At 67.9% G+C, this 21,644-nt stretch carries 20 protein-coding genes; 6 read left to right on the top strand and 14 right to left on the bottom strand.

Annotated elements, in window-relative coordinates; translation table 11 throughout:
• Positions 1–12 precede the first annotated feature (12 nt).
• The gene (locus C998_RS0100100; protein ID WP_018868798.1) at positions 13–1,314 is read left to right on the top strand and encodes an acetyl-CoA carboxylase biotin carboxylase subunit family protein; all 1,302 of its coding nucleotides are present in this window, start codon (positions 13–15) and stop codon (positions 1,312–1,314) included.
• 621 nt (positions 1,315–1,935) lie between these two features.
• Here C998_RS0100100 and C998_RS0100095 read toward each other — a convergent pair.
• The gene (locus C998_RS0100095; protein ID WP_018868797.1) at positions 1,936–2,949 is read right to left on the bottom strand and encodes a class 1 fructose-bisphosphatase; all 1,014 of its coding nucleotides are present in this window, start codon (positions 2,947–2,949) and stop codon (positions 1,936–1,938) included.
• A gap of 191 nt (positions 2,950–3,140) precedes the next feature.
• On the opposite strand from C998_RS0100095, the gene C998_RS0100090 reads away from it, so the two are divergent.
• The 3 genes from C998_RS0100090 (at position 3,141) to C998_RS0100080 (ending at position 5,988) form a co-directional block, all read left to right on the top strand.
• Positions 3,141–4,406, top strand: a complete 1,266-nt coding sequence (locus C998_RS0100090; protein WP_018868796.1) for a 6-phosphofructokinase — start codon at positions 3,141–3,143, stop codon at positions 4,404–4,406.
• Between the two features lie 93 nt (positions 4,407–4,499).
• Positions 4,500–4,979 carry a PA2779 family protein gene (locus C998_RS0100085; protein ID WP_018868795.1) on the top strand — a complete coding sequence of 160 codons (480 nt, stop codon included), beginning with the start codon at positions 4,500–4,502 and terminating at the stop codon, positions 4,977–4,979.
• A 7-nt stretch (positions 4,980–4,986) separates the two neighbouring features.
• The gene (locus tag C998_RS0100080; protein WP_018868794.1) at positions 4,987–5,988 is read left to right on the top strand and encodes a PA2778 family cysteine peptidase; all 1,002 of its coding nucleotides are present in this window, start codon (positions 4,987–4,989) and stop codon (positions 5,986–5,988) included.
• Positions 5,989–6,013: 25 nt separating this feature from the next.
• Here C998_RS0100080 and C998_RS0100075 read toward each other — a convergent pair whose 3' ends face one another.
• The 4 genes from C998_RS0100075 to glyQ all read right to left on the bottom strand — a co-directional run bounded on the left by C998_RS0100075 (position 6,014) and on the right by glyQ (position 10,646).
• On the bottom strand, positions 6,014–6,658 hold the full coding sequence (locus C998_RS0100075) for a hypothetical protein (protein WP_018868793.1): 645 nt from the start codon (positions 6,656–6,658) through the stop codon (positions 6,014–6,016).
• A gap of 114 nt (positions 6,659–6,772) precedes the next feature.
• On the bottom strand, positions 6,773–7,513 hold the full coding sequence (locus C998_RS0100070) for a 1-acyl-sn-glycerol-3-phosphate acyltransferase (protein WP_018868792.1): 741 nt from the start codon (positions 7,511–7,513) through the stop codon (positions 6,773–6,775).
• A gap of 12 nt (positions 7,514–7,525) precedes the next feature.
• Positions 7,526–9,607 carry a glycine--tRNA ligase subunit beta gene (gene glyS, locus C998_RS0100065; protein ID WP_018868791.1) on the bottom strand — a complete coding sequence of 694 codons (2,082 nt, stop codon included), beginning with the start codon at positions 9,605–9,607 and terminating at the stop codon, positions 7,526–7,528.
• 91 nt (positions 9,608–9,698) lie between these two features.
• Entirely contained in the window at positions 9,699–10,646 is a 948-nt protein-coding gene (gene glyQ, locus C998_RS0100060; RefSeq protein ID WP_018868790.1) for a glycine--tRNA ligase subunit alpha, read from the bottom strand.
• 113 nt (positions 10,647–10,759) lie between these two features.
• Between glyQ and C998_RS0100055 the strand changes: the two genes are divergently transcribed.
• A complete protein-coding gene (locus tag C998_RS0100055; protein WP_018868789.1) occupies positions 10,760–11,950 on the top strand; it encodes a cation diffusion facilitator family transporter in 1,191 nt (396 codons plus the stop codon).
• A gap of 218 nt (positions 11,951–12,168) precedes the next feature.
• The gene (gene glnA, locus C998_RS0100050; protein ID WP_018868788.1) at positions 12,169–13,578 is read left to right on the top strand and encodes a glutamate--ammonia ligase; all 1,410 of its coding nucleotides are present in this window, start codon (positions 12,169–12,171) and stop codon (positions 13,576–13,578) included.
• A gap of 176 nt (positions 13,579–13,754) precedes the next feature.
• Here the strand turns inward: glnA and C998_RS0100045 are convergent, their stop codons facing one another.
• The 9 genes from C998_RS0100045 to C998_RS0100005 all read right to left on the bottom strand — a co-directional run.
• Positions 13,755–13,958, bottom strand: a complete 204-nt coding sequence (locus C998_RS0100045) for a cold-shock protein (RefSeq protein ID WP_018868787.1) — start codon at positions 13,956–13,958, stop codon at positions 13,755–13,757.
• 181 nt (positions 13,959–14,139) lie between these two features.
• Positions 14,140–14,895 (bottom strand): SDR family NAD(P)-dependent oxidoreductase, encoded by a 756-nt coding sequence (locus tag C998_RS0100040; RefSeq protein WP_018868786.1) that lies wholly within the window; start codon positions 14,893–14,895, stop codon positions 14,140–14,142.
• The gene (locus C998_RS0100035; RefSeq protein ID WP_018868785.1) at positions 14,892–16,631 is read right to left on the bottom strand and encodes a SpoIIE family protein phosphatase; all 1,740 of its coding nucleotides are present in this window, start codon (positions 16,629–16,631) and stop codon (positions 14,892–14,894) included. The genes C998_RS0100040 and C998_RS0100035 overlap by 4 nt, the downstream gene beginning before the upstream one ends.
• Before the next feature lie 5 nt (positions 16,632–16,636).
• Positions 16,637–16,942: an STAS domain-containing protein gene (locus tag C998_RS0100030; protein ID WP_018868784.1), complete on the bottom strand. Its 306-nt coding sequence runs from the start codon at positions 16,940–16,942 to the stop codon at positions 16,637–16,639.
• A gap of 27 nt (positions 16,943–16,969) precedes the next feature.
• A complete protein-coding gene (locus C998_RS15315) occupies positions 16,970–18,172 on the bottom strand; it encodes a methyl-accepting chemotaxis protein (RefSeq protein WP_018868783.1) in 1,203 nt (400 codons plus the stop codon).
• Entirely contained in the window at positions 18,169–19,281 is a 1,113-nt protein-coding gene (locus C998_RS0100020) for a chemotaxis response regulator protein-glutamate methylesterase (RefSeq protein WP_018868782.1), read from the bottom strand. Before C998_RS0100020 ends, C998_RS15315 begins: the two co-directional genes overlap by 4 nt.
• Entirely contained in the window at positions 19,278–19,913 is a 636-nt protein-coding gene (gene cheD, locus C998_RS0100015) for a chemoreceptor glutamine deamidase CheD (protein ID WP_018868781.1), read from the bottom strand. Before cheD ends, C998_RS0100020 begins: the two co-directional genes overlap by 4 nt.
• The gene (locus C998_RS0100010) at positions 19,910–20,734 is read right to left on the bottom strand and encodes a protein-glutamate O-methyltransferase CheR (protein WP_018868780.1); all 825 of its coding nucleotides are present in this window, start codon (positions 20,732–20,734) and stop codon (positions 19,910–19,912) included. The genes cheD and C998_RS0100010 overlap by 4 nt, the downstream gene beginning before the upstream one ends.
• A gap of 23 nt (positions 20,735–20,757) precedes the next feature.
• A partial coding sequence (locus C998_RS0100005; protein WP_018868779.1) for a methyl-accepting chemotaxis protein occupies positions 20,758–21,644 on the bottom strand: 887 nt, incomplete at its 5' end.

Genomic DNA, 21,644 nt, shown 5'->3' with positions numbered 1-21,644 from the left:
GGGAGGGAGAGCATGAGCGAAAAGAAGCACGTTTTTGTCGTTGGCATGGATGCCTTCAACCAGGCCAAGCTGGAGCGCCTGCCCCAGGCGGCCGAATGCGAGTTCCACTCGGCCCTGGATTTCAGCGACATCCGCAACGTCGAGTCCTTCGACATGGAGGCGCTGATCGAACGTGCGGCCGGCAACATCGAGGCGGCCGGCGTGCCGGTGGATGCCATCGTCAGCTTCTACGACTTCCCCGGCACCGTGATGGTCCCGTTGCTGGCCGAGCGCTTCGGCGTGCCCGGCCCCTCGCTGGAGGCCGTGCTCAAGTGCGAGCACAAGTACTGGAGCCGGCTCGAGCAGCGCAAGGTGATCTCCGACCATATCCCGCGCTTTCGGGCCTTCGACCCGCATGACGAGAATGCGTGGTCGAAACTCGACATGCTGCCGCCGTTCTGGATCAAGCCGATCAAGTCGTTCCGTTCGTTCCTCGCCTTCCAGATCAACGACGAGCGCCAGTTCCGCTCCGTCATGCAGATCTGCCGCGAGAAGGGAGGTTTCATCGGCGGGCCGTTCGCCTGGCTGATGCAGCGCTCCGGCGCCCCGCCGGAAATCGCCGAGATGCCCGAGAGTTTCGTGGCTGAATCGCCGATCGGTGGCTGGCAGTGCACCCTCGAGGGATACAGCTACAACGGGCAGGTGAATATCTACGGCGTGGTCGACTCGGTGACCGAACAGGACGGCTCGTCGTTCTCGCGCTACGAATACCCGTCCTCGCTGCCGCTGGAGATCCAGCACCGCATGATGGATCTCGCGCGGCTGGCGGTGCAGCAAACCGGCCTGGACAACTCGCCGTTCAACGCCGAGTTCTACTACGACCAGACCGGCGACCAGGTGTGGCTGCTGGAGATCAACCCGCGGATCTCCCAGGCTCACACCGACATCTTCGAGAAGGTCCACGGCATTTCGCACCATTCCGTGATGGTGGACCTGGCGCTGGGACGCAAGCCGCGGCCGATGGAGCGTAACGGCGAGTTCAACGTGGCCGCCCATTTCATGTTCCGCACCCATGAAGCCGGCCGCGTGCGGCGTATCCCCAGCCCCGAGGCCATCACCCGGCTGAAGACCCGCCAGCCCGGCACCGAGGTCAAGATCCCGGTGAAGCCCGGCCAGCACCTCAAGGACCTGCAGGGCCAGGACATGTACAGCTTCGAGATCGCCAACGTGTTCATCGGCGGCCGCGACCGGGCCGACCTGCTGGACAAGTACGACGAGGCCCTGTCGGTTCTGCAGTTCGACATCGAGAAGGACACCGAGGCGGTCATCACCTGATCGTCGGGCCGGATCGGCGAGAGGGCTCGCCTCCCACCGGTTGATGCCTCACCGGGCTGGATCGGCGAGGGGGCTCGCCTCCTACCGCGATTGATGCCTCCCCGGGCCGGATCGGCGAGAGGGCTCGCCTCCTGCCGGTTGATGCCTCACCGGGCCTGATCGGCGAGGGGGCTCGCCTCCTACCGCGATTGATGCCTCCCCGGGCCTGCTCGGCGAGGGGGCTCGCCTCCTGCCGCGATTGATGCCTCCCCGGGCCTGATCGGCGAGGGGGCTCGCCTCCTGCCGCGATTGATGCCTCCCCGGGCCTGATCGGCGAGGGGGGGCGCCTCCTGCCGGTTGATGCCTCACCGGGCCGGATCGGCGAGAGGGCTCGCCTCCTACCGGTTGATGCCTCCCCGGGCCGGATCGGCGAGGGGGCTCGTCTCCTGCCGCGGTTGATGCCTGACCCGTAGGAGGCCGGCCCTCCGGCCGATCGGCGTCACGGGCTGCCAGCCGGCGCTGGCTCTCGCGCGGCCCGAACCTCCGTACGGGCCAGCAAAAAAGGCCCGGTCCCCCGAAGGGGCCGAGCCCTGCAATGCCGGGTCGGCAGGCCGCGAAGTCCTCGCGGCCGCCGGGGCGCGGTCAGCCCTCGTTGTGGTAGCGGGTCACGCGCTCCACGTCGTTCTTCGCGCCCAGCACCACCGGCACGCGCTGATGGATGTCCTTCGGCGGGACGTCCATGATGCGCTGGCGCCCGGTGGTGGAGGCACCGCCGGCCTGCTCGACGATGTAGCTCATCGGGTTGGCCTCGTACATCAGGCGCAGCTTGCCTTCCTGGCCCTTGGCGGTGGTCTTGGAGTCCAGCGGATACATGAAGACACCGCCGCGCGACAGGATGCGGTGCACCTCGGCGACCATGGAGGCGACCCAGCGCATGTTGTAGTCCTTGCCCAGCGCGCCTTCCTTGCCGGCCAGGCACTCGTCGACGTAGCGCTTGATCGGGGCTTCCCAGAAACGCATGTTCGACATGTTGATGGCGAACTCCTGGGTGTCCTCGGGGATGTGGATCTTTTCCTTGGTCAGCAGGAACTCGCCGAAATCCTTGTCCAGGGTAAACATGTTCACGCCCTGGCCGGTGGTCAGCACCATCATGGTGGACGGGCCGTACAGGCAGTAGCCGGCGGCCACCTGGGTGGTGCCGGGCTGCAGGAAGTCCTCGGTCTTCGGGTTCTCGACACCCTCCGGTGCCTTCAGGATGGAGAAGATGGTGCCGACGGAGACGTTCACGTCGATGTTGGAGGAGCCGTCCAGCGGGTCGAACAGCACCAGGTAGTGGCCGCGCGGGGCGTCCTTGGGCAGCTCGAGGATCTCGTCCAGCTCCTCGGACGCCAGACCGGCGACATGACCGTTGTGCGACAGCGCCTCGATGAACACCTCGTTGGTGATGATGTCCAGCTTTTTCTGGGTCTCGCCCTGCACGTTCTCCGAACCGGCGGAGCCGAGGACGCCGACCAGGTCGCCCTTGTCGACCAGTGCCGAGATCTTCTTGCACGCGGTGGCGATGTCGTTGAGCAGGCCGGTGAACTCGCCGGTGGCGCCCTGGATCCCGCGCTGGGTTTCGATGATGTAGTTGGTCAGTGTCGTGCCGATATGCATATTGCCGATCCTGATGGTTGTGAGTCCGTGCGACATCGGGGCACTCTTGGGGGCAGGCGGTTGCGCACGCTGCTGGCGCGAACCGCGCCGTCCGGCCCGTGTCCTAACCGGCACAGTGTAGCAAAAGCGGGCGCGGGGGCCGATTCCGGGGCCACGAGGCCCGATGAGCAGGGACATCCAGGGAGAGACACATGCCGCAGAACGCACTGTACGCCCAGTCCGGCGGGGTCACCGCCGTCATCAACGCCAGTGCCTGGGGGGTGATCGAGGCCGTGCGCGGTCATCCGGCGCATTTCGGGCGGATCTACGCCGCGCGCGACGGGATCCTGGGCGCGCTGCGCGAGGAGCTGATCGATCTCGACCACGAGGACCCGCTGACCCTGCAGGCGCTGAAGCACACCCCCGGCGGTGCCTTCGGTTCCTGCCGCTTCGATCTGGGCGATCCGGACACCCACCCCGAGCAGTACGAGCGGCTGGTGGAGGTCTTTCGCGCCCACGATATCGGCTATTTCTTCTACAACGGCGGTGGTGGTTCCATGGATACTGCCCTCAAGGTCGCGAAGATGGGTGACCGCATGGGCTATCCGATCACCGCGGTGGGCGTGCCCAAGACCATCGACAACGACCTCGCCATCACCGATTCCAGTCCGGGTTTCGGTTCGGCGGCCAAGTTCATCGCCACCACCGTGCGCGAGGCCAGCCTGGATGTGGAGTCCATGCACACCAGCTCGACCAAGGTCTTCATCCTCGAGGTGATGGGGCGGCATGCTGGCTGGCTGGCGGCCGCCGCCGCGCTGGCCCAGGAGTTCGACGGCCAGCCGCCGATGCTGATCCTGTTCGCCGAGACGCCGTTCGACGAGGCGGATTTCCTGGATCACCTCAACCGCACCATCGAGCGCCACGGCTATTGCGTGGTGGTGGTGTCCGAGGGCCTGAAGAACCCCGACGGCAGCCTGTTCTCGGTGGCGCAGAGCCACGACGTTTACGCCTACACCCAGCTGGGCGGCGCCGCGCCGCGGTTGTCCGAGCTGATCCGCGAAAAGACCGGGCACAAGCTGCACTGGGCGGTGGTGGACTACATCCAGCGGGCCGCGCGGCACATCGCGTCGAAGGTGGACGTCGACCAGGCCTATGCCTGCGGGCGTGCCGCGGTGGAGGGCGTGGTGGCCGGCGAGCACAGCTTCATGCCCATCATCCGGCGCGATTCCACCCAGCCCTATCGCTGGAGCATCGGGCGTACCTCGCTGGAGAGCGTGGCCGACATCGAGCAGGGCATGCCGCGCGAATACATCACCCCCGACGGTTACGGGATCACGCAGGAGGCGCGCGACTACCTGCGCCCGCTGATCCAGGGCGAGGACCAGCCGCCGTTCGAGCGCGGACTGCCCGCCTATCCGCGCATCCGCGGCGAACTGCTGCCGAAACGCTGTCCGCCGTTCGACGTGGATCACGACTGAGCCTGGCGGATCGTTCGCGGGGCTTGGCGCGCCCCGTTACGAGCGTAAGATAGGGAGCACGTTTGCCCATCCGAGCCTTCGAGGAGGCCGTCCATGTCGATTCCGAGCATCTCGCGTTTGCGTCGTAACCCGTCCGTATCCGGCATGCTGGCCGGTTGTTGTGCCCTTGGCCTGGCCCTGCTGCCGGCCACCTCCGTGCTGGCCGAAACGGCCGAGCGCGCGCAGGGGGCGTCCGCAAGCGGCGATGACACCGGGCAGATGGTGGGTACCCGCGCCCTGATCGATCAGGCGCAGGCGGAGGACACCCGGGCGCAACTGCTGGAACGTCTGGAAGAGGCGTCCGTACAGGATCAGCTGATTGCCATGGGCGTGGATCCGGAACAGGCCCGCGAGCGCGTCGCCCGGCTGACCGACGAGGAGCTGGCGGAGCTGGAAGCGCGCATGGACTCCGAACCGGTGGGGGCCGCCGGCGCCCTGGGCGTGGTCGCCATCGTGTTCCTGGTGTTCGTGATCACCGACGCCCTGGGCGTGACCGACATCTTCTCCTTCGTCCAGCCGCCGCGCGACCGGTAGTCACCGCGTGATCCTCCGGGGACTCGCGGCGCTGCTGCTGGCCGCGTTGCTGGCCGGCTGTGCGACCGCGCCGCAGAGCCGCGACCTGGCGGGTGCGCCCGGGGCCCTGCCGGATCTGCCGCCGCGCGTCGAGCTGAGCGACACCCCGTTCCATCCGCAGGAGGGGTACCAGTGCGGCCCGGCCGCGCTGGCCACGGTGCTCGAGGGGCGCGGTCTGGACGTGTCGCTGGAAGGGCTGATCGACGAGGTCTACCTCCCCGCCCGCGAGGGCACCCTGCAGGCCGAGATGCGTGCGGCGGTGCGCGCGCGCGATCTGGTGGCGTATCGCCTGGAGCCGGATCTGGAAGCGGTCCTGCGCGAGGTCGCGGCCGGTCATCCGGTGGTGGTGTTCCAGAACCTCGGGCTCGCGATGTTCCCGGAATGGCATTTCGCGGTGGTCATCGGCTACGACCTCGACGCCGGCGAAATCATCCTGCGCAGCGGCCCCCACGAACGTCACGTGAACGAGTTCGCCCGCTTCGAACGGACCTGGGCGCGCGGCGAGCGCTGGGCCTTCATCCCCGTGGCGCCGGACGCGCTGCCGGCCACCGCGGAGCCGCTGAACTGGCTGCGCGCGGTCAACGAGCTGGAGGTCATCGGCGCACTGGAGAGCGCGGCCACGGGTTACCGCACGGCGATCGACGCATGGCCCGATCACCCGGTGGCCTATGTCGGTCTGGCCAACGTGGCCATGGCGCAGGATGACCCCGAGGCGGCCGAGTCTCCGCTGCGCGAGCTGATCGAGCGTGACCCCGGGGTGGACGCGGCCTGGAACAACCTCGCCCATGTCCTGCTGGCGCGGGACTGTACGGAACCCGCCCGGGCGGCGGCCGCCTGCGCGGTGGCGCTGAGCGGGGGCGAGGACGCATCCCCGTATGCCCCGACCCTGCGGACGCTGGAGCGGGCGGCTCCGTCCGGCGGGGCATGCGACCCCGTCCCGGACTGCCCGGCGGATCCGCGCGCCGACTGATGCGGGCACGCGGCTCGGCGCGGCGTCAGTCCTCGAACAGCGCCTCCACCCGCGCGTGGATGTGCTGGTCGGCATCCGGGCCGATGTGCGTGGTCTCCGGATCGTGGCGGTCGCAGAACGCCCAGGCGAATTTCAGGTCCTTGATCCCCAGCGAGCCGAACAGCCGCGCCTCGGCCGAATGGTCGGTGGCCTCGGGGATCACCGTGGGCCAGCCGTCCTCGCCCGGGGTCAGCGCGGGACCGAAGAAGATCGCCCCCGGCAGATTCTTGATCCGCAGGGCGCAGGTGCCCTCGGTGACGCCGCCCATCGGCAGGAAGTCGATGGTGCGCGACAGCCGCTGCTTGCGGTTGAACGGGGTATCCACGGTGCCGCCGGCGGCGCGGATCGCGGGTGCCTCGGCCTCGTAGGCCAGCACCTCCAGTCCGGCCTCGCGCCAGGCCTCCAGGTCGCGCGCGCCGCGGTGGCTGGGCAGGAACAGCCAGCGCGGCTCGGTGAGCGCGCGCAGTTCCTGCAGCAGGGCATCCGAAAACGGCGGGGCGTTCACCAGGATCCCGCCCATCTCGCGGTCGTCGATCAGCCAGACCGCCGGCTCGTCATCGCCGACGCGGTGGATGTTGCGTTCGCGCAGTTCGACCAGTGCCGGACCGATCGTTCCGGGGGAAGCGGACATTCGGGCGTCTCCGGGTTCCTCTGGGGTGTAGCCGGGGAGATTGCGGGCTTCCTGCCCCGCGCGCAATTTGGGCCGGACTCCGGCGGGGGATCGCCGGGCCGCCGGATCACAGGATCACTGCTCCCGCGGGGTGGCCTCGTCGCGGGGTTCCAGCTGCGCCATCTCGCTTTCGATCCAGTCCTCGGTCAGCGCCAGCACCTCGGCGGCCGAACGACCCTGCGTCTCGATCGGCGGCCCCACCGAGACCTCGATGGTCCCGGGGTGGCGCAGGATCCCGTGCCGCGGCCAGTATGTACCGGAGTTCAGCGCCACCGGCAGCACCGGGTAACCGCCGCGCGCGGCGAGCTGGGCGCCGCCCTGACGGTAGCGCCCCTTCTCCCCCGGGTTCATGCGCGTGCCCTCGGGGAACACGATCACCCACAGACCCTGGTCCAGCCGCTTCTTGCCTTCCCGGAGCAGGCCCTCCAGGGCCTGGCGACCGGCACTGCGGTCGATCGGTACCGGGTTGAGCATGGCCAGGGTCCAGCCGAACAGCGGGATGCGCATCAGCTCGCGCTTGAGCACCCAGGTCTGGCGCGGGAAGATCGACACGAACGCGAGCGTCTCCCACGCCGACTGATGCTTGGACATCACCACGTGAGGACGCGAGGTGTCCACGTGTTCCAGGCCACGAACCCGGTAGCGCACCCCGCAGGTCACCCGCAGCCACCAGATGTTGAAGCGGCCCCACTGGATCAGGACGCGGTAGCGGCGTTCATGGGACAGCGGCCAGATCAGCAGCGGCATGATCAGGCCGTAGACCAGCGACGAGCTGATCAGCCCCGCCTGAAACAGGAGTGCCCGCAGATAGCGCATCGCCCGTCTCCTTCAGCCGGTGGCCAGCCGCCCGATGTCCGCCACGGTCTCGAAGGCCTGGCGCAGTTCGCGCAGCAGGGCGAGGCGGTTGCGGCGTTCGGCGGCGTCTTCGGCCATCACCATCACCCCGTCGAAGAAGCGGTCCACGCGCTCGCGCAGCCCGGCGAGTTCGCCCAGGGCGCGCACGTAGTCGCCGTCGGCCACTGCCGCGTCCACCGCCGGGCGCACCGCCAGCAGACCCTGGTGCAGCTGGCGTTCCTCGTCGGCCACCAGGGTGTCGGGCTCGAGCGTGCCGGCGGCCTCGTCGCCGGCCTTGCGCAGCAGGTTGTGGATGCGCTTGTTGGCCGCGGCCAGGGCCTCGGCCTCCGGGCGTTCGCGGAACTGCGAGACCGCGCGCACGCGGCGGGCGAAATCCAGTGGCTGGTCGGGGCCGACCGCGCCCACGGCCTCGATGGTCTCGTGGGCATGGCCCTGTTCCAGCAGGTAGCCGCGCAGGCGCTCGACGATGTATTCGCGCACCGGATCCACCGCCTGGTCGGCCTCGGCCACGCGTTCGCGGATCGGCTCGGCGGCCGCGGTGAGCAGCGGGGTCAGGGTCAGCGGGAGTTCCCGTTCCACCAGGATGCGCACCAGACCCAGCGCGGCCCGGCGCAGGGCGAACGGGTCCTTGGTGCCGCTGGGCTGCTTGCCGATGGCGACGATCCCGACCAGGGTGTCGAGGCGGTCGGCCAGCGCCAGGGCCTGGGCCAGCGGGCCGTCCGGCAGCTCCGAGCCCGACTGGCGCGGCCAGTAGTGCTGCTCGATCGCGTCGGCGACCGCCTCGTCCTCGCGGTCGTGCAGCGCGTAGTAGCGCCCCATGGTGCCCTGCAGTTCGGTGAACTCGAACACCATCCGGGTCAGCAGATCGCATTTGCACAGCCGCGCGGCGCGCGCCGCCTGCTGCGCATCCAGATCCATCAGGCCGGCGAGGCGCTGCATCAGCGCTTCCAGGCGCTGCGACTTGTCGCGCAGGGTGCCCAGGCGCTTCTCGAACACCACCGCGCCGAGCTCGTCGAGGCGTTCTTCCAGGCGGTGCTTGCGGTCCTGCTCCCAGAAGAATTCGGCATCCGCGAAGCGCGGGCGCAGCACGCGCTCGTTGCCGTCGCGCACCGCCTCGGGATCGCGCGACTCGATGTTGCTGACGACGATGAAATGGGGCTGCAGGCGGCCGGCCTCGTCCACCACCGGGAAGTATTTCTGGTTGTCCTGCATGGTGGAGATCAGCGCCTCCTGCGGGACCTCGAGAAAACGCCGGTCGAAGCTGCCGCCCAGGGCCACCGGCCATTCCACCAGCGCGGTGACCTCGTCCAGCATGTCCGGGTCGACCAGCGCGCGCCCGCCCAGCTCGCGGGCGGTGGCGTGGACCTGCTCCAGGATGCGTTCGCGACGGGCCTCGAACGAGGGCTCCACGCGGCCTTCGGCGCGCAGCCTTTCGGCGTAGTCGCCGGGGCCGGCGAGCTCCAGCGGGGCCGGGTGGTGGAAGCGGTGACCGCGCGTGTGGCGGCCGGCCCCCTGTTCCAGCACCGTCAGCGGCAGGACGTCGGGTCCGTGCAGCACCACCAGCCAGTGCACCGGGCGCACGAACTCCGTGGTGCTCTCGCCCCAGCGCATGCGCTTGGGCGTGGGCAGGTGCTCCAGGGCGCCGTCCAGCATGTCGGGCAGCAGTTCGCCGAGGGCCTGGCCCGGCTGCATGCGGCGGAAGATCAGGTATTCGCCCTTGCCGGTGTCCTCGCGCTCGAGCTGGTCCACCTCCACCCCGCAGGACGAGGCGAAGCCCTGCGCCGCGCGGGTCGGCTGGCCCTGGTCGTCGAAGGCGGCGGCCACGGCCGGGCCACGGCGTTCCTGCAGCTGGTCGGGCTGGCGGCCGGGCACCGCGGGGAAGCGCACGGCCAGGCGCCGGGGTGTGGCGAAGGCCTCGGGCTCTCCGGGCTCCAGCCCGGCGTCGCGCAGGCGGGTGGTCAGGCCCTCCGCCAGGGCGTCGCGCAGGCGCGCGAGCGCGGCCGGGGGCAGTTCTTCGGTGCCGAGTTCGATCAGAAGTTCGCGGGCTTCGTCCATGTTCGGTCCAGTCGGGTTCCGGTGGGCCCGCGCGCCCGTTTCGGGGCGGCGGCGGGCACGGGTTCGGGGCGCGCCCCGGTGGCGGGTGGCGTCAGGCGGCGTCGGACTTGCCGGTGTCGCCCGGGGCGCACAGCGGAAAGCCCAGCGCCTCGCGCGATTCATAGTATTTCTGCGCCACGTTCCTGGAGAGCTCGCGCACCCGCAGGATGTAGCGCTGGCGCTCGGTGACCGAGATCGCCCCGCGCGCGTCCAGCAGGTTGAAGCTGTGCGAGGCGCGCAGCATCTGTTCGTAGGCCGGCAGCGGCAGACCCAGCTCGATCATGCGGTCGCTCTCCGCCGCATGGTGGTCGAACGCGGCGAACAGGGCATCGCGGTCGGCGTGCTCGAAGTTGTACTTCGACTGCTCGACCTCGTTCTGGTGATAGACGTCGCCGTAGGTAACCGCGCGCCCGTCCGGGCCGACGGTCCAGACCAGGTCGTAGACGCTCTCCACGCCCTGCAGATACATCGCCAGGCGCTCCAGCCCGTAGGTGATCTCGCCGGAGACCGGGTGGCAGTCGATCCCGCCCACCTGCTGGAAGTAGGTGAACTGGGTCACCTCCATGCCGTTCAGCCAGACCTCCCAGCCCAGCCCCCAGGCGCCCAGCGTCGGCGATTCCCAGTTGTCCTCGACGAAACGGACGTCGTGGGTCAGCGTGTCGAAGCCCAGCGCCTCCAGCGAGCCGAGATACAGGTCCTGGATGTCGGCCGGGGAGGGCTTCAGCAGCACCTGGAACTGATAGTAGTGCTGCAGGCGATTGGGATTGTCGCCGTAGCGGCCGTCGGTCGGGCGTCGGCTGGGCTGCACGTACGCGGCGCGCCAGGGTTCCGGCCCGATCGAGCGCAGGAAGGTCGCCGGGTGGAAGGTCCCGGCGCCCATCTCCATGTCGTAGGGCTGCATCACCACGCAGCCGTGGTCGTTCCAGTAATCCTGCAGTCGACGGATCAGGTCCTGGAAGGTGGGACTCGCGGTCTCGGTTTGGTCGCTTGCGTTCGCCATGGCTGGGGGTCCGGAGCGGATCAGGGGCGGCAGTATATCGGCCCGTGCCCGGGTGCGGCCACCGCCGGGCGGGTCCATAATGGCCGCATTGACGCATCCCGGACGGAGGGATGATGGCCACCCCCGAACAGCAGCCAGCCGACGATCCGCGTGACGGGCGTTACCGCGACACCCGCCGGGTGACGCTGACCGGTGCCGCGGTGAATTCCGGTCTGGCCGTGACCCAGCTGACCAGCGGCTGGCTGCTGAACTCCCAGGCGCTGATCGCCGATGGGGTGCACACGGTCTCGGATCTGGTCACCGATGCCGTGGTGCTGGTCGCCGCGGGGCAGGCCGCCGCCTCCCCGGATCGCGACCATCCCTATGGCCACGGCCGCATCGAGACCCTGGCGACCGTGGTCGTCGGCCTGTTCCTCGCGCTGGCGGGGCTGGCCATCGCCTGGGGCGCGGGGAGCCGCCTGCTGGGGCCCGAGCCGTTCAGCGGACCGGCGCCGCTGGCCATCATCTTTGCCGTGTTGACCCTGGTGGCCAAGGAAGGCATGTACCAGTACACCCGACGGGTGGCGCGGCGGCTGGGCTCGCGCATGCTGGAAGCCAATGCCTGGCACCACCGCACCGATGCGATCTCCTCGGTCATCGTCCTTCTGGGGGTCGCCGGCGCGGTGGCCGGCTGGCCGTGGCTGGACGCGCTGGCGGCGCTGCTGGTGGCCCTGTTCATCCTGCATGTCGCCGGCCGCCTGATCCGCCGCAGCGTGGCCGAGCTGATCGACACCGCGCTGGAACCGGAAAAGGTCGAGCGCATCCATCGCACCATCCTGGACGTGCCTGGCGTAAAGGATGCCCACATGCTGCGCACCCGCCGCTCCGGCGACGACGCGGTGGCCGACGTGCACGTGCAGGTCGCGCCGATGATCTCGGTGTCCGAGGGGCACCGCATCGCCGATGCCGTGCATCGCGCGGTGACCGAGGATGCGGGCGAGGTCAGCGACATCACGGTGCACGTGGACCCGGAGAACGACGAGGAGCAGATGGCCAGCTCGCGGCTGCCCCTGCGCCCCGATCTGGTGGCCGGCCTGCGCGAGGCCTGGGCCGGTTTCCCCGAGCTGGAGGCCCTGGAGCACCTTTCCCTGCATTATCTCGGCGGGCGGGTGCATGCCACCGTCACCCTGCGGCTGGATCCCGCACGGACGGGAGCCGCCCTGCAGGAACGCGCCGAGCTGCTGACCCGGCAGCTGCGGGAACACCCCGCGTTGGGGCCGGTACTGGGACAGGTGACCGTGCTCTACCGGCCTTGCACCGAATAAGGGCGCACGCCGCGCGGTAGCACTATAATAGTGCATCCTGTGCACTGCGGGTGTGCGGCATTCGGCCGTGGTGGCGCAGAGATGGGCGCAGGGGCGCCCCGAACCGGGGCTTGCAGGCTGGCACGCCACCTGCATGACCAACGGGCAGACGCCGATCGGCCCCAGGCGACCGCACCGGCATCGACCGTCTCAAACTGAAGACCAGAGGAGTCCTCATTATGTCCGCAGCCGAAGTGCTGAAGCAGATCAAGGAACAGGAAGTCCGCTTCGTCGACCTCCGTTTCACCGATTCCAAGGGCAAGGAACAGCATGTGACCCTGCCGGCCCACGACCTCGACGAAGACGCCTTCGAGGAAGGCAAGATGTTCGACGGGTCCTCCATCTCCGGGTGGAAGGGCATCAACGAATCCGACATGATCCTGATGCCGGATTCGGGGTCCGCGGCCATCGACCCGTTCTTCGAGGACATGACCATGAACATCCGCTGCGATGTCGTGGAACCGGCCACCATGCAGGGTTACGACCGCTGCCCGCGCTCGCTGGCGCGTCGCGCCGAGGCCTATCTGCAGAGCACCGGCATCGCCGACACCGCGCTGTTCGGTCCGGAGAACGAGTTCTTCGTGTTCGACGACGTGAAGTGGGGCTCCGACCTCTCCGGTTCCTATTGCCGCGTGGATTCCCAGGAGGCCTCCTGGAACTCCGAGCGCGTGTATGACGACGGCAACATCGGCCATCGTCCGGGCGTGAAGGGTGGCTACTTCCCGGTCCCGCCGGTCGACAGCCTGCACGACATCCGCTCGACCATGTGCGAAGTGATGAGCGAGATGGGCCTGACCACCGAGGTGCATCACCACGAGGTGGCGACCGCCGGCCAGTGCGAGATCGGCGTCGGCCCGGCGACCCTGACCAAGAAGTCCGACGAAGTGCAGATGCTCAAGTACGTGGTGCAGAACGTCGCCCACATGCACGGCAAGACCGCCACCTTCATGCCCAAGCCGATCGTCGGCGACAACGGCTCCGGCATGCACGTGCACCAGTCGCTGTCGAAGGACGGCAAGAACCTGTTCTCCGGTGATCTGTACGGCGGCCTGTCCGAGACCGCGCTGTACTACATCGGCGGCATCATCAAGCACGCCCGCGCGCTGAACGCCTTCACCAACCCGTCCACCAACAGCTACAAGCGTCTGGTGCCGGGCTTCGAGGCGCCGGTGATGCTGGCCTACTCCGCGCGCAACCGCTCGGCGTCCATCCGCATCCCGTTCGTGATGAGCCCGAAGGCCCGCCGCATCGAGCTGCGCTTCCCGGACTCCACCGCCAACCCCTATCTGGCGTTCGCCGCGATGCTGATGGCCGGCATCGACGGCATCCAGAACAAGATCCACCCGGGCGAGGCGATGGACAAGAACCTCTACGACCTGCCGCCGGAAGAAGAGAAGGGCATCCCGCAGGTCGCCCATTCGCTGGAACAGGCCCTGGAGGCGCTGGACGGCGACCGCGCGTTCCTGACCCAGGGCGGGGTGTTCACCGACGACATGATCGATGCCTATATCGATCTGAAGATGGAAGACGTCACGCGCATGCGCATGACCACCCATCCGATCGAGTTCGACATGTACTACAGCCTGTAAGCCCCGCGGGCTTTACGGCCGTCAATCGGGCCCCGGCGTTCGCGCCGGGGCTTTTTTTTGGTTCCGCTCCGGGCGAACCTGCGCGGCCTGCGCGGAAAGCGCGCACAAAAAAGGGCCGCCCGAAGGCGGCCCTCTGCTTCCCGAAGCGCGCCCGGAGGCGCGCAGTGCGGGGAGTCTTACAGCGCGGTCACGTCACCCGCGGCCAGACCCTTGGCGGTTTCCTGAATCTCGAAGGAAACCTTCTGGCCTTCGGCCAGGGTCTTGAAGCCCGAACCGTTGATCGCGGAGAAGTGCACGAACACGTCCTTGCCGCCATCATCGGGGGTGATGAAACCGAAACCCTTGCTCTCGTTGAACCACTTAACAACACCGGTATTCACAACTACTTACCTCATCATGTAACTAAAGAAACGTGATTGCGGAACGCTACCAACAGATCAACGGGAGCACTGGTCCAGAAAACTGGGGACTTCCTTGGAGTTGCTGCTAACCGCGAATCACGTATTCGACTATACGCTCCTGTGTCGGCAAAAGCCAATGGGGTGTGATGAAGTTTTCCTGTCAGCGCCGACCGGTCAGGCGCGCGTATTCTTCCGGGTCGTTGAGTGCACGGATGTCCACGAAGCTGCCGGACGGCTGTTCGCGCAGCCGAGGCAGTACGTCGAGGATGTCGCGTGCCGCGGTTTCCGGTTCCGGCATGGTGCGGGTGCCCCGCGCGGCCTTCAGCCGCTGCAGGGCAGTGAAGGTCTCGCTGTCGGCCTCGTCGCACAGATAGTCCTGCATCGCGGTGTCGATCAGACCCGGTGCGAGCGAGTGCACGGGCACGCCGGGGAATTCGTGCGAGTAGAGCTGCATCAGCATGTTCAGCGCGGCCTTGGACAGCGAATACCCGCTCCAGCCGGCGTTGCCGAACACCGCCGCCCCCGAGGAGATGGCGACGATCTGGCCGACCGGGATCTCGCGCGTCAGCAGACGATCCAGGATCACCTTGTTGGCAAACGTGTTCACGTCCATCAGCAGGCGCAGTTCTTCCATCGGGGCATCCGGCATGCGCTGGATGTGTCCCAGCAGGCCGGCATTCAGGATCACGAGGTCCAGCCGGGTGGCGCCCTGCAGCAGCCGGTCCATGGCCTCCGGGATGGCGTCGAAGTCCGCGAGGTCGACCTGTGCGTCGCCGGCGACTCCGTCGTCAGGGCAGCCGCGGCGGCTCATGCCGTAGACCGCCGCGCCGTCGGCGGCGAGGACCCGGGCGAGTCCGAGGCCCAGGCCGCTGGAATTGCCGGTAATCAGTGCCGATTGCGGAGTGGTCGATGTCATGTCTGCTCCTCGCTGATTGGTTCCATCCAGGCGTACTCGGCCTCCACCACGTTGCCGCTCCCGAGGTGCCGCATCTGCCGGCACAACCGGTGCACCAGGGTCAGGCCGCGCCCCCACAGCCTTTCGTCGCTCTCGCCCTCGAGAGCCCGCCGCACCCGTTGGTGGTCGAAGCCCGCGCCACTGTCGCGCACACGGATGCGCACGCAGTGCCAGTCGTCCGTGCGGCGGTAGCGCAGGCTGATGCCGATGCGCCCTTCCAGGCGCTCGAGTCCTTCCTGGCGCAGGCGATAGTACTCGGCAAAGCCTTCCGCGGTGGCCTTCATCTCGGAAGACAGGCCCAGCACGCCGTGTTCGAAGGCATTGTTGCAGAGCTCGGCGACCACCGTCTGCAGGGCCTGAACGTGTTCGCCGGGCTCCGGGAACCAGCGCCGGAGCTGCTGCCGGGCCTCTTCCGCGACGTCCACGCGGGCCAGCTCGGCCCCGGCGGCCTCCATGGACCAGCGTCGGTTGCCGGTGGTGTCCGGGGGGGCCGCGACACCGGTTTCCAGCACGACCTCGGGGGCGCAGGTGATCGCGACCGCGGTGATGTCGTCGGCCGGTGACGCATCCCCCATGTGCCGTGACAGGGCATCGCCCAGCCGTGCGATCCGCTCCGGTGGGCGCTCCGGATGGCACAGACAGGCATGCAGGCGTGCCTCGCCGAACGGTTCACCGGCGGTGCCTTCCTCTTCCAGAACCCCGTCGGTGACGATCAGCAGGGTCTCGTCGGCGGCGATGGCGTGACGCCGGGGGCCGTGGTCCAGCTCCAGCCGGGGCAGGATCCCCAGCGGCATCGCCTGCGAGGGCAGGCTGCGCAGTTGTCCGTCGCCGCCGCACAGCAGGGCATCCGGCAGGCCGCCGTTCCAGGCGGTCAGGGTCTGCCCGTCGGGCTCAAAGGTGACCAGCACGGCGCCCATGAACATCGACGGTGGCAGAAAGCCGTGGAGCACGTGGTTGAGCTCGAAGACCAGCTCGGTGTCGCCCACGCCTTCGCGCGTCAGTGTATGGAAGGTCTCCGAAACCGGATAGGTGCCGATGGCCGCAGCCAGGCCATGCCCGGTGAAGTCCCCCACCAGTACGCGCAGGCCGCCGTCCGGGGTGAAGTCCGACAGCACCACGTCGCCGCTGAAGGTGGCGGCGGCCCACTGGCGTACGTGCAGCCGTTCGTCGCCCACGTTGCGCCCGGTGATGGCGCGCGAGAGCACGCTCTCGGCGGTCTCTTCCTCCCATGCCTGGCGCGCCCGGGCCCGGTCCAGGGCCTCGTTGCGCTCGCGCAGCCCGTGGTGCAGGTCGCGCAGGCGCTCCATGGCGTGGATCTTGGCGCGCAGCACCGAGAGGTTGAGGGGCTTGCTGAGGAAGTCGTCGGCACCGGCGCGGATGCCGCGCAGCAGGGAGTCCTCGTCGTCCAGGGCGGTCAGCATGATTACCGGGATGAAACGATCACCGCACTCGTGCTTGATCTGCCGGGTGGACTCGAAGCCGTCCAGCCCCGGCATCATCACGTCCATCAGGATCAGGTCCGGGGGAGCGTTGCGTGCCTGCTCCACGGCCTGGTGGCCGTCGGTCGCCTCCTCGGTGTCGTAGCCGGCGCCGGTCAGCATCATCTTCAGCAGGCGCCGGTTGTGCTTGTCGTCGTCGACGATCAGCACACGCCCCTCGCCGGACGCCAGCGGCACGCTTTCGGGGAAGGCGCTCACGGACGTCACTCGATGGTGAACAGGCGACCGAAATTGGCGATGTCGAGCACCTTGCGCACCCCGCCGGACGCCCCGACGATGCGCACGTCGGCGCCATCGCCGCCGGCGTGTTCCCGCAACAGCAGCAGCATGCCCAGCGCGGAGCTGTCCATGTACTCCGTCTGCGACAGGTCGATGACGTAGCGCATGCCGGCGCCGCGGGTCTCGCGGTAGGCGCTGCGGAAGTCCTGGTGCTGGTCAAAATCAAAGCGACCGTGGATGGCGATGCGCAGTTCGCTGCCGTCCGTCGATGTCCGGGTCTGGATGCTCATGCGGTCTCCGTCGGGAGTTTTCGGGGGTCAGAAGAGTTCAACGTCGCCGGTGTCCAGGTTTTCCTGATTCACGGCGCGATGATGACGGGTCTGGCGATCCTCGCGCCAGGCGCGCACGCGCTCGGCCATCGCGCGGGCATCGTCGGTGGAGCGTGCCTCGTGGAGGATCCCCTGCAGTTCGTGCAGATGGGCTAGGGCGTCTTCGGCGGTGCCCAGAGACTGACGCGCGATGTCCTCGAACTGCAGCGAGCGAACCGCGGTGGCGACCGCCTGGTTCATGCGATCGGTCAGCTCCGCCTCTTCCCGCAGCCGGTTTTCCATGTCCTCGGTGGCCTCGCGGGCGTATTCGAACAGCGAGCCGACGCGCTCCTTTTCTTCCATGCTGTCGCTCATGTCGCGCGAGGCCATGGCGTGGACCGTGTCGTGCACCTGACGGATGCTGCGGCGCGCCTCCTCGATCTGCTTGCGGATGTCCTCGTGAAAGGTGGCCGAGCGCTTCGACAGGTTGCGGACCTCGTCGGCCACCACCGCGAACCCGCGCCCGGCCTCGCCGGCCCGTGCGGCCTCGATGCTGGCGTTCAGGGCCAGCAGGTTGGTCTGGTCGGCGATCTCGCCGGCACTGTCCAGCAGCTTGAATACCCCGTCCATGTGCTGGTTCATGTCCGCCATGTGGTGCGCGCTCTCGACGCTCTGCCGGCTGACCTCCACCAGGGTGTCGATGAACATCTGCAGGGTCTCGTCCGACTGGCGGGTCAGGTCGCGCAGGATTTCCGGCTGGGATTTGCCTTCTTGACCGGCGCTATTCTGGCTCGCCAGATCGGAGCTCATCAGTTCCTGCTGGCGTTCGGCGATCTGGTGCATGTCGCTGAAGCTGTCTCCCAGTTCCTTCACCGCGTTCTCGATCAGCCCCTTCTGCCGGGTGATCTCCTGATCGATCTGGTCCAGTTCGAAGCGCATCGCCTGGTCGATCTCGTCGGACAGTTCCGCGCCGCCGGCCACGTGGTGGGCGGCTTCCTGCTCGCCGTGGCGGGTGGCGTCCGCGTCCGGGGTGTGCCACAGGGCGACCACCAGCGCGGCCCCCAGCAGCAGGGGCACCACCAGCAGGCTGGCCGCCGCCGTCGCGCCGGCCAGCCAGACGCCCGCGATGCCCGCGAGCAGGGTGGCCACCAGGGCAATCGCCAGGCCCCGCTGCAGCTGCGGCTGTGTCAGACGTTGTTTCCAGTCATTCATGACGTGTCTCCTCCGTTGGCCCCCGCGTCGGCCTTATTGTGGTGATCCTCAAGAAGTGCCTGGGCGATCTTGCCGAGTGGGAGCACCTGAACTGCAGCGTCGGCCTTAACTGCCGCGCCGGGCATGCCCCACACCAGGCTGGTGGCCTCGTCCTGGGCGATGGTGTGGGCACCGGCCTCGCGCAGCGCCAGCAGCCCGCGGGCGCCGTCGTCGCCCATGCCCGTCAACAGCGCGGCCACGGTGTTGGAGCCGGAGGACTGAGCGGCGGATTCGAACAGTACGTCGACGCTGGGGCGGTGCCGGTTCACCGCATTCTGGTCGTCCAGCCGGCAGATATAGCGGGCCCCGTCCCGGTCGACACGAAGGTGATAGTCGGTCCCGGGAGCGATGAAGACATGTCCCGGCATGATCACATCCCCGTCCTCCGCCTGTTTCACCCGCAGCGCGGTGCTGCGATTCATGCGCTCGGCAAAGGCCTGGCTAAAGCCCGCCGGGATATGCTGGGTGATCACGATCCCGGGTGAGTCCGGGGGCAGTCCCATCAGCACCTCCTTGAGGGCCTCGACGCCGCCGGTCGATGCGCCCAGTGCGATGACGCGGTCAGTGGTGCGAAAGCGCCGGGTGCCCCCGCCGGCGTTCGTCCTTGTGGCCGGTGTCGCGGTTCCGGCCGGCGTGCTGCTGCGCGCCTGTATGCGAATACCCGAGGCCGCGCGGATCTTGTCGATCAAGGTCCCGCTATAGGCTTCGAGAGCATGCGAGACATCGACTCCGGGCTTGGTTACGAAATCCACCGCGCCGATTTCCAGCGCCTGCAACGTTACGTCAGCCCCGGCCTCGGTCAGCGAGGAGACCATGACCACCGGCATGGGGCGCAGGCGCATCAGATTGCGCAGGAACGTGATGCCGTCCATCTTCGGCATCTCCACGTCCAGGGTGAGCACGTCCGGGTCGTGCTGCTTGATCTTCTCGCGGGCGTCGTACGGATCGGCCGCGGTTTCCACCACTTCGATATCCGGCGCCTGATCGAGGATCCGTGCCAGCAGCTTGCGGATCAGGGCCGAGTCGTCGACCACGATCACACGGATGGGGCGGGCCTGCGTTGTGCTCATTCGAACAGCTCCACGTCGCCGGCCAGGTCCTCGCCTTCGAGGCGGCGGCGGTAGTCCTGCTCGCGTTCGAGCAGGGTGTTGTTGTGCAGGGACACGAGCTTTTTCAGCCGCACCCGTCCGGAGGCGGGGAAGAACACCACCTTGCGCGGCCACGGGCCGCCCACGTCCTCGGCCAGAATCTCGAGCCCTTCCTCGCGCGCGTAACGGCGCAGAAACGCGATGTTGCGCGCGCCCACATCACTCATGCCCGCCATTACGCGTCCGCCCCCGAACATCTTGATGCGCAGGTCGTCGCGCTCGGCGCCGAGCTTGAGCAGCTCGTTCACCAGGAACTCCATCGCGTGGGTGCCGTAACGCGTGGCATTGGAAACCGCCGGGCCCCAGCCGCTGTCGCGTTCGCCTTCCGGGAGCATGAAATGGTTCATGCCACCCACCCCGGCCTCCGGCGACCATACGCAGGCCGACACGCAGGAGCCCAGGACCGTGGTGATCAGCTCGGTCGACGACACCGAAACATAGCATTCCCCGGGCAGCAGTTTGGCCGCCGGGGCATTATTCAAGCGGTCCCAGTAGCGGTTGATGTGCGCGAAGGCACCATCATGCAGCTCGGGAATGTCGGGATGGCGGGTCACGGCGAGGTCTTCCGGTAAAGCGTTTTGTCCAGCAGCCGGAAAGTATCCGTTACCTTGTACAGCGATTCCGAATGGCCAATGAACAAATAGCCGCCGGGGCGCAGGATGGTCGCGAAGCGTTCGACCAGCTCTTTCTGTGTCGGCTTGTCGAAATAGATCAGGGTATTGCGGCAGAAGATTGCATCCAGAGGCCCTCGGATGGGCCATTCGTCGAACAGGTTGAGTTTCTGGAATCGGGCCATCGAGCGCAGGTCATCGCGGATCCGGACCTTCCCGTCCTGCGCGCCCTTGCCGCGCAGCAGCCAGCGCCGCTGGCGTTCGCGCGCGATACCGGTGATGCGACTGGCATCGTAGATCCCGGCATCGGCATGCGCGACCACGCGCGAGTCCACGTCGGTCGCGAGGATCCGTGCCGCATCTGTCGAGCCGGCGGCATCGGCCAGGGTCATTGCGATGGACCACGGTTCCTCACCGGTGGAACAGCCGGCTGACCAGATCTTCAGCGGTCCGTCCGGATTGGCCCGGCGCATCTCCTCGAGCACCGATCCCTCCAGCATTTCGAAGTGATGGGGCTCGCGGAAGAATGCCGTGAGGTTCGTTGTGAGTGCATTGACGAATTCCTCCAGTTCCGCGTCATCTCCCTGTTCCAGCCGGTCCAGATAGACGTCGAACCGGTTCAGACTCAGAGCACGCAGCCGCCTCGAAAGCCGTCCGTAGACCAGCTCCCGCTTGCTCTCGTTGAGCATGATTCCGGTGCGTTCGCCGATCAGACGGGCGACGCGTCGGAAATCGCGGTCGCTCAGACTCTCGAAACCGGCCATTCAACAACCGTCTCCCTCAGCCATCAGAACTCTTCCCATTCTTCGTTGCGGTCGTTCTTTGCGCCGGCCTGTGTGCGAGAGGTGGTGGCCGGTTTCTTTTCCGGCGCCGGGGTCTTGCGGCGGCCTGCGGAGGCGGATTGGCGTGCCGGCCGCGCACTTTCCTTGTGAGCGGGTTCGCGGGCCTGATCAGCATCCGCCTCGCTGTGGGAGCTGTTGAAGAAAGCCATGAGCTCCTGCAGTTCGTTGGCCTGATTGTCGAGGGACTCGGAGGAGGAGGCGGCCTCTTCGACCAGGGCGGCGTTCTGCTGGGTGACCTCGTCGAGCTGCGAGATGGCTTTGTTGATTTCCTGGAGGCCGGTGGTCTGCTCCTCGGAGGCGGCGGCGATCTCGGAGATGATGTCGGAGACCTTTTTCACGGACTCGACGATCTGTTCGAGGGTCTTGCCGGACTCATCGACCAGTTTGCTGCCTTCCTGGACCTTGTCGACGGAATCGGAGATCAGGGACTTGATCTCCTTGGCGGCCTGGGCGCTGCGCTGGGCGAGGTTGCGGACCTCGGTGGCGACGACGGCGAAGCCACGGCCCTGTTCGCCGGCGCGGGCGGCCTCGACCGCGGCGTTGAGGGCGAGCAGGTTGGTCTGGAAGGCGATTTCGTCGATGACGCCGATGATGTCGGAGATCTTTTTCGAGGACTGGGTGATTTCGCCCATGGCTTCGACGGTCTTGCCGACGACTTCACCGCCCTCCTGGGCCTTGTCGCGGGCTGCGATGGCGAGCTGATCGGCTTGTTTGGCGTTGTCGGCGTTGGACTTCACCGTGGAGGTGATCTCCTCCATGGAGGAGGCCGTTTCCTCCAGCGACGAAGCCTGCTCTTCGGTGCGCTGGGACAGATCCGTGTTGCCTCGGGCGA

Origin of the sequence: Thioalkalivibrio sp. ALgr3, assembly GCF_000377325.1 — a bacterium.
GTDB lineage: Bacteria > Pseudomonadota > Gammaproteobacteria > Ectothiorhodospirales > Ectothiorhodospiraceae > Thioalkalivibrio.
The sequence above is the reverse complement of the archived record's forward strand: the minus strand, read 5'-3'. Positions and strand labels throughout refer to the sequence as shown.

Bases quoted from the DNA above. Each gene is read 5' to 3' on its own strand.
- C998_RS0100100 (WP_018868798.1), top strand. From the start codon at position 13: ATGAGCGAAAAGAAGCACGTTTTTGTCGTTGGCATGGATGCCTTCAAC.
- C998_RS0100095 (WP_018868797.1), bottom strand. From the start codon at position 2,949: ATGCATATCGGCACGACACTGACCAACTACATCATCGAAACCCAGCGC.
- C998_RS0100090 (WP_018868796.1), top strand. From the start codon at position 3,141: ATGCCGCAGAACGCACTGTACGCCCAGTCCGGCGGGGTCACCGCCGTC.
- C998_RS0100085 (WP_018868795.1), top strand. From the start codon at position 4,500: ATGTCGATTCCGAGCATCTCGCGTTTGCGTCGTAACCCGTCCGTATCC.
- C998_RS0100075 (WP_018868793.1), bottom strand. From the start codon at position 6,658: ATGTCCGCTTCCCCCGGAACGATCGGTCCGGCACTGGTCGAACTGCGC.
- C998_RS0100070 (WP_018868792.1), bottom strand. From the start codon at position 7,513: ATGCGCTATCTGCGGGCACTCCTGTTTCAGGCGGGGCTGATCAGCTCG.
- glyS (WP_018868791.1), bottom strand. From the start codon at position 9,607: ATGGACGAAGCCCGCGAACTTCTGATCGAACTCGGCACCGAAGAACTG.
- glyQ (WP_018868790.1), bottom strand. From the start codon at position 10,646: ATGGCGAACGCAAGCGACCAAACCGAGACCGCGAGTCCCACCTTCCAG.
- C998_RS0100055 (WP_018868789.1), top strand. From the start codon at position 10,760: ATGGCCACCCCCGAACAGCAGCCAGCCGACGATCCGCGTGACGGGCGT.
- glnA (WP_018868788.1), top strand. From the start codon at position 12,169: ATGTCCGCAGCCGAAGTGCTGAAGCAGATCAAGGAACAGGAAGTCCGC.
- C998_RS0100040 (WP_018868786.1), bottom strand. From the start codon at position 14,895: ATGACATCGACCACTCCGCAATCGGCACTGATTACCGGCAATTCCAGC.
- C998_RS0100030 (WP_018868784.1), bottom strand. From the start codon at position 16,942: ATGAGCATCCAGACCCGGACATCGACGGACGGCAGCGAACTGCGCATC.
- C998_RS15315 (WP_018868783.1), bottom strand. From the start codon at position 18,172: ATGAATGACTGGAAACAACGTCTGACACAGCCGCAGCTGCAGCGGGGC.
- C998_RS0100020 (WP_018868782.1), bottom strand. From the start codon at position 19,281: ATGAGCACAACGCAGGCCCGCCCCATCCGTGTGATCGTGGTCGACGAC.
- C998_RS0100010 (WP_018868780.1), bottom strand. From the start codon at position 20,734: ATGGCCGGTTTCGAGAGTCTGAGCGACCGCGATTTCCGACGCGTCGCC.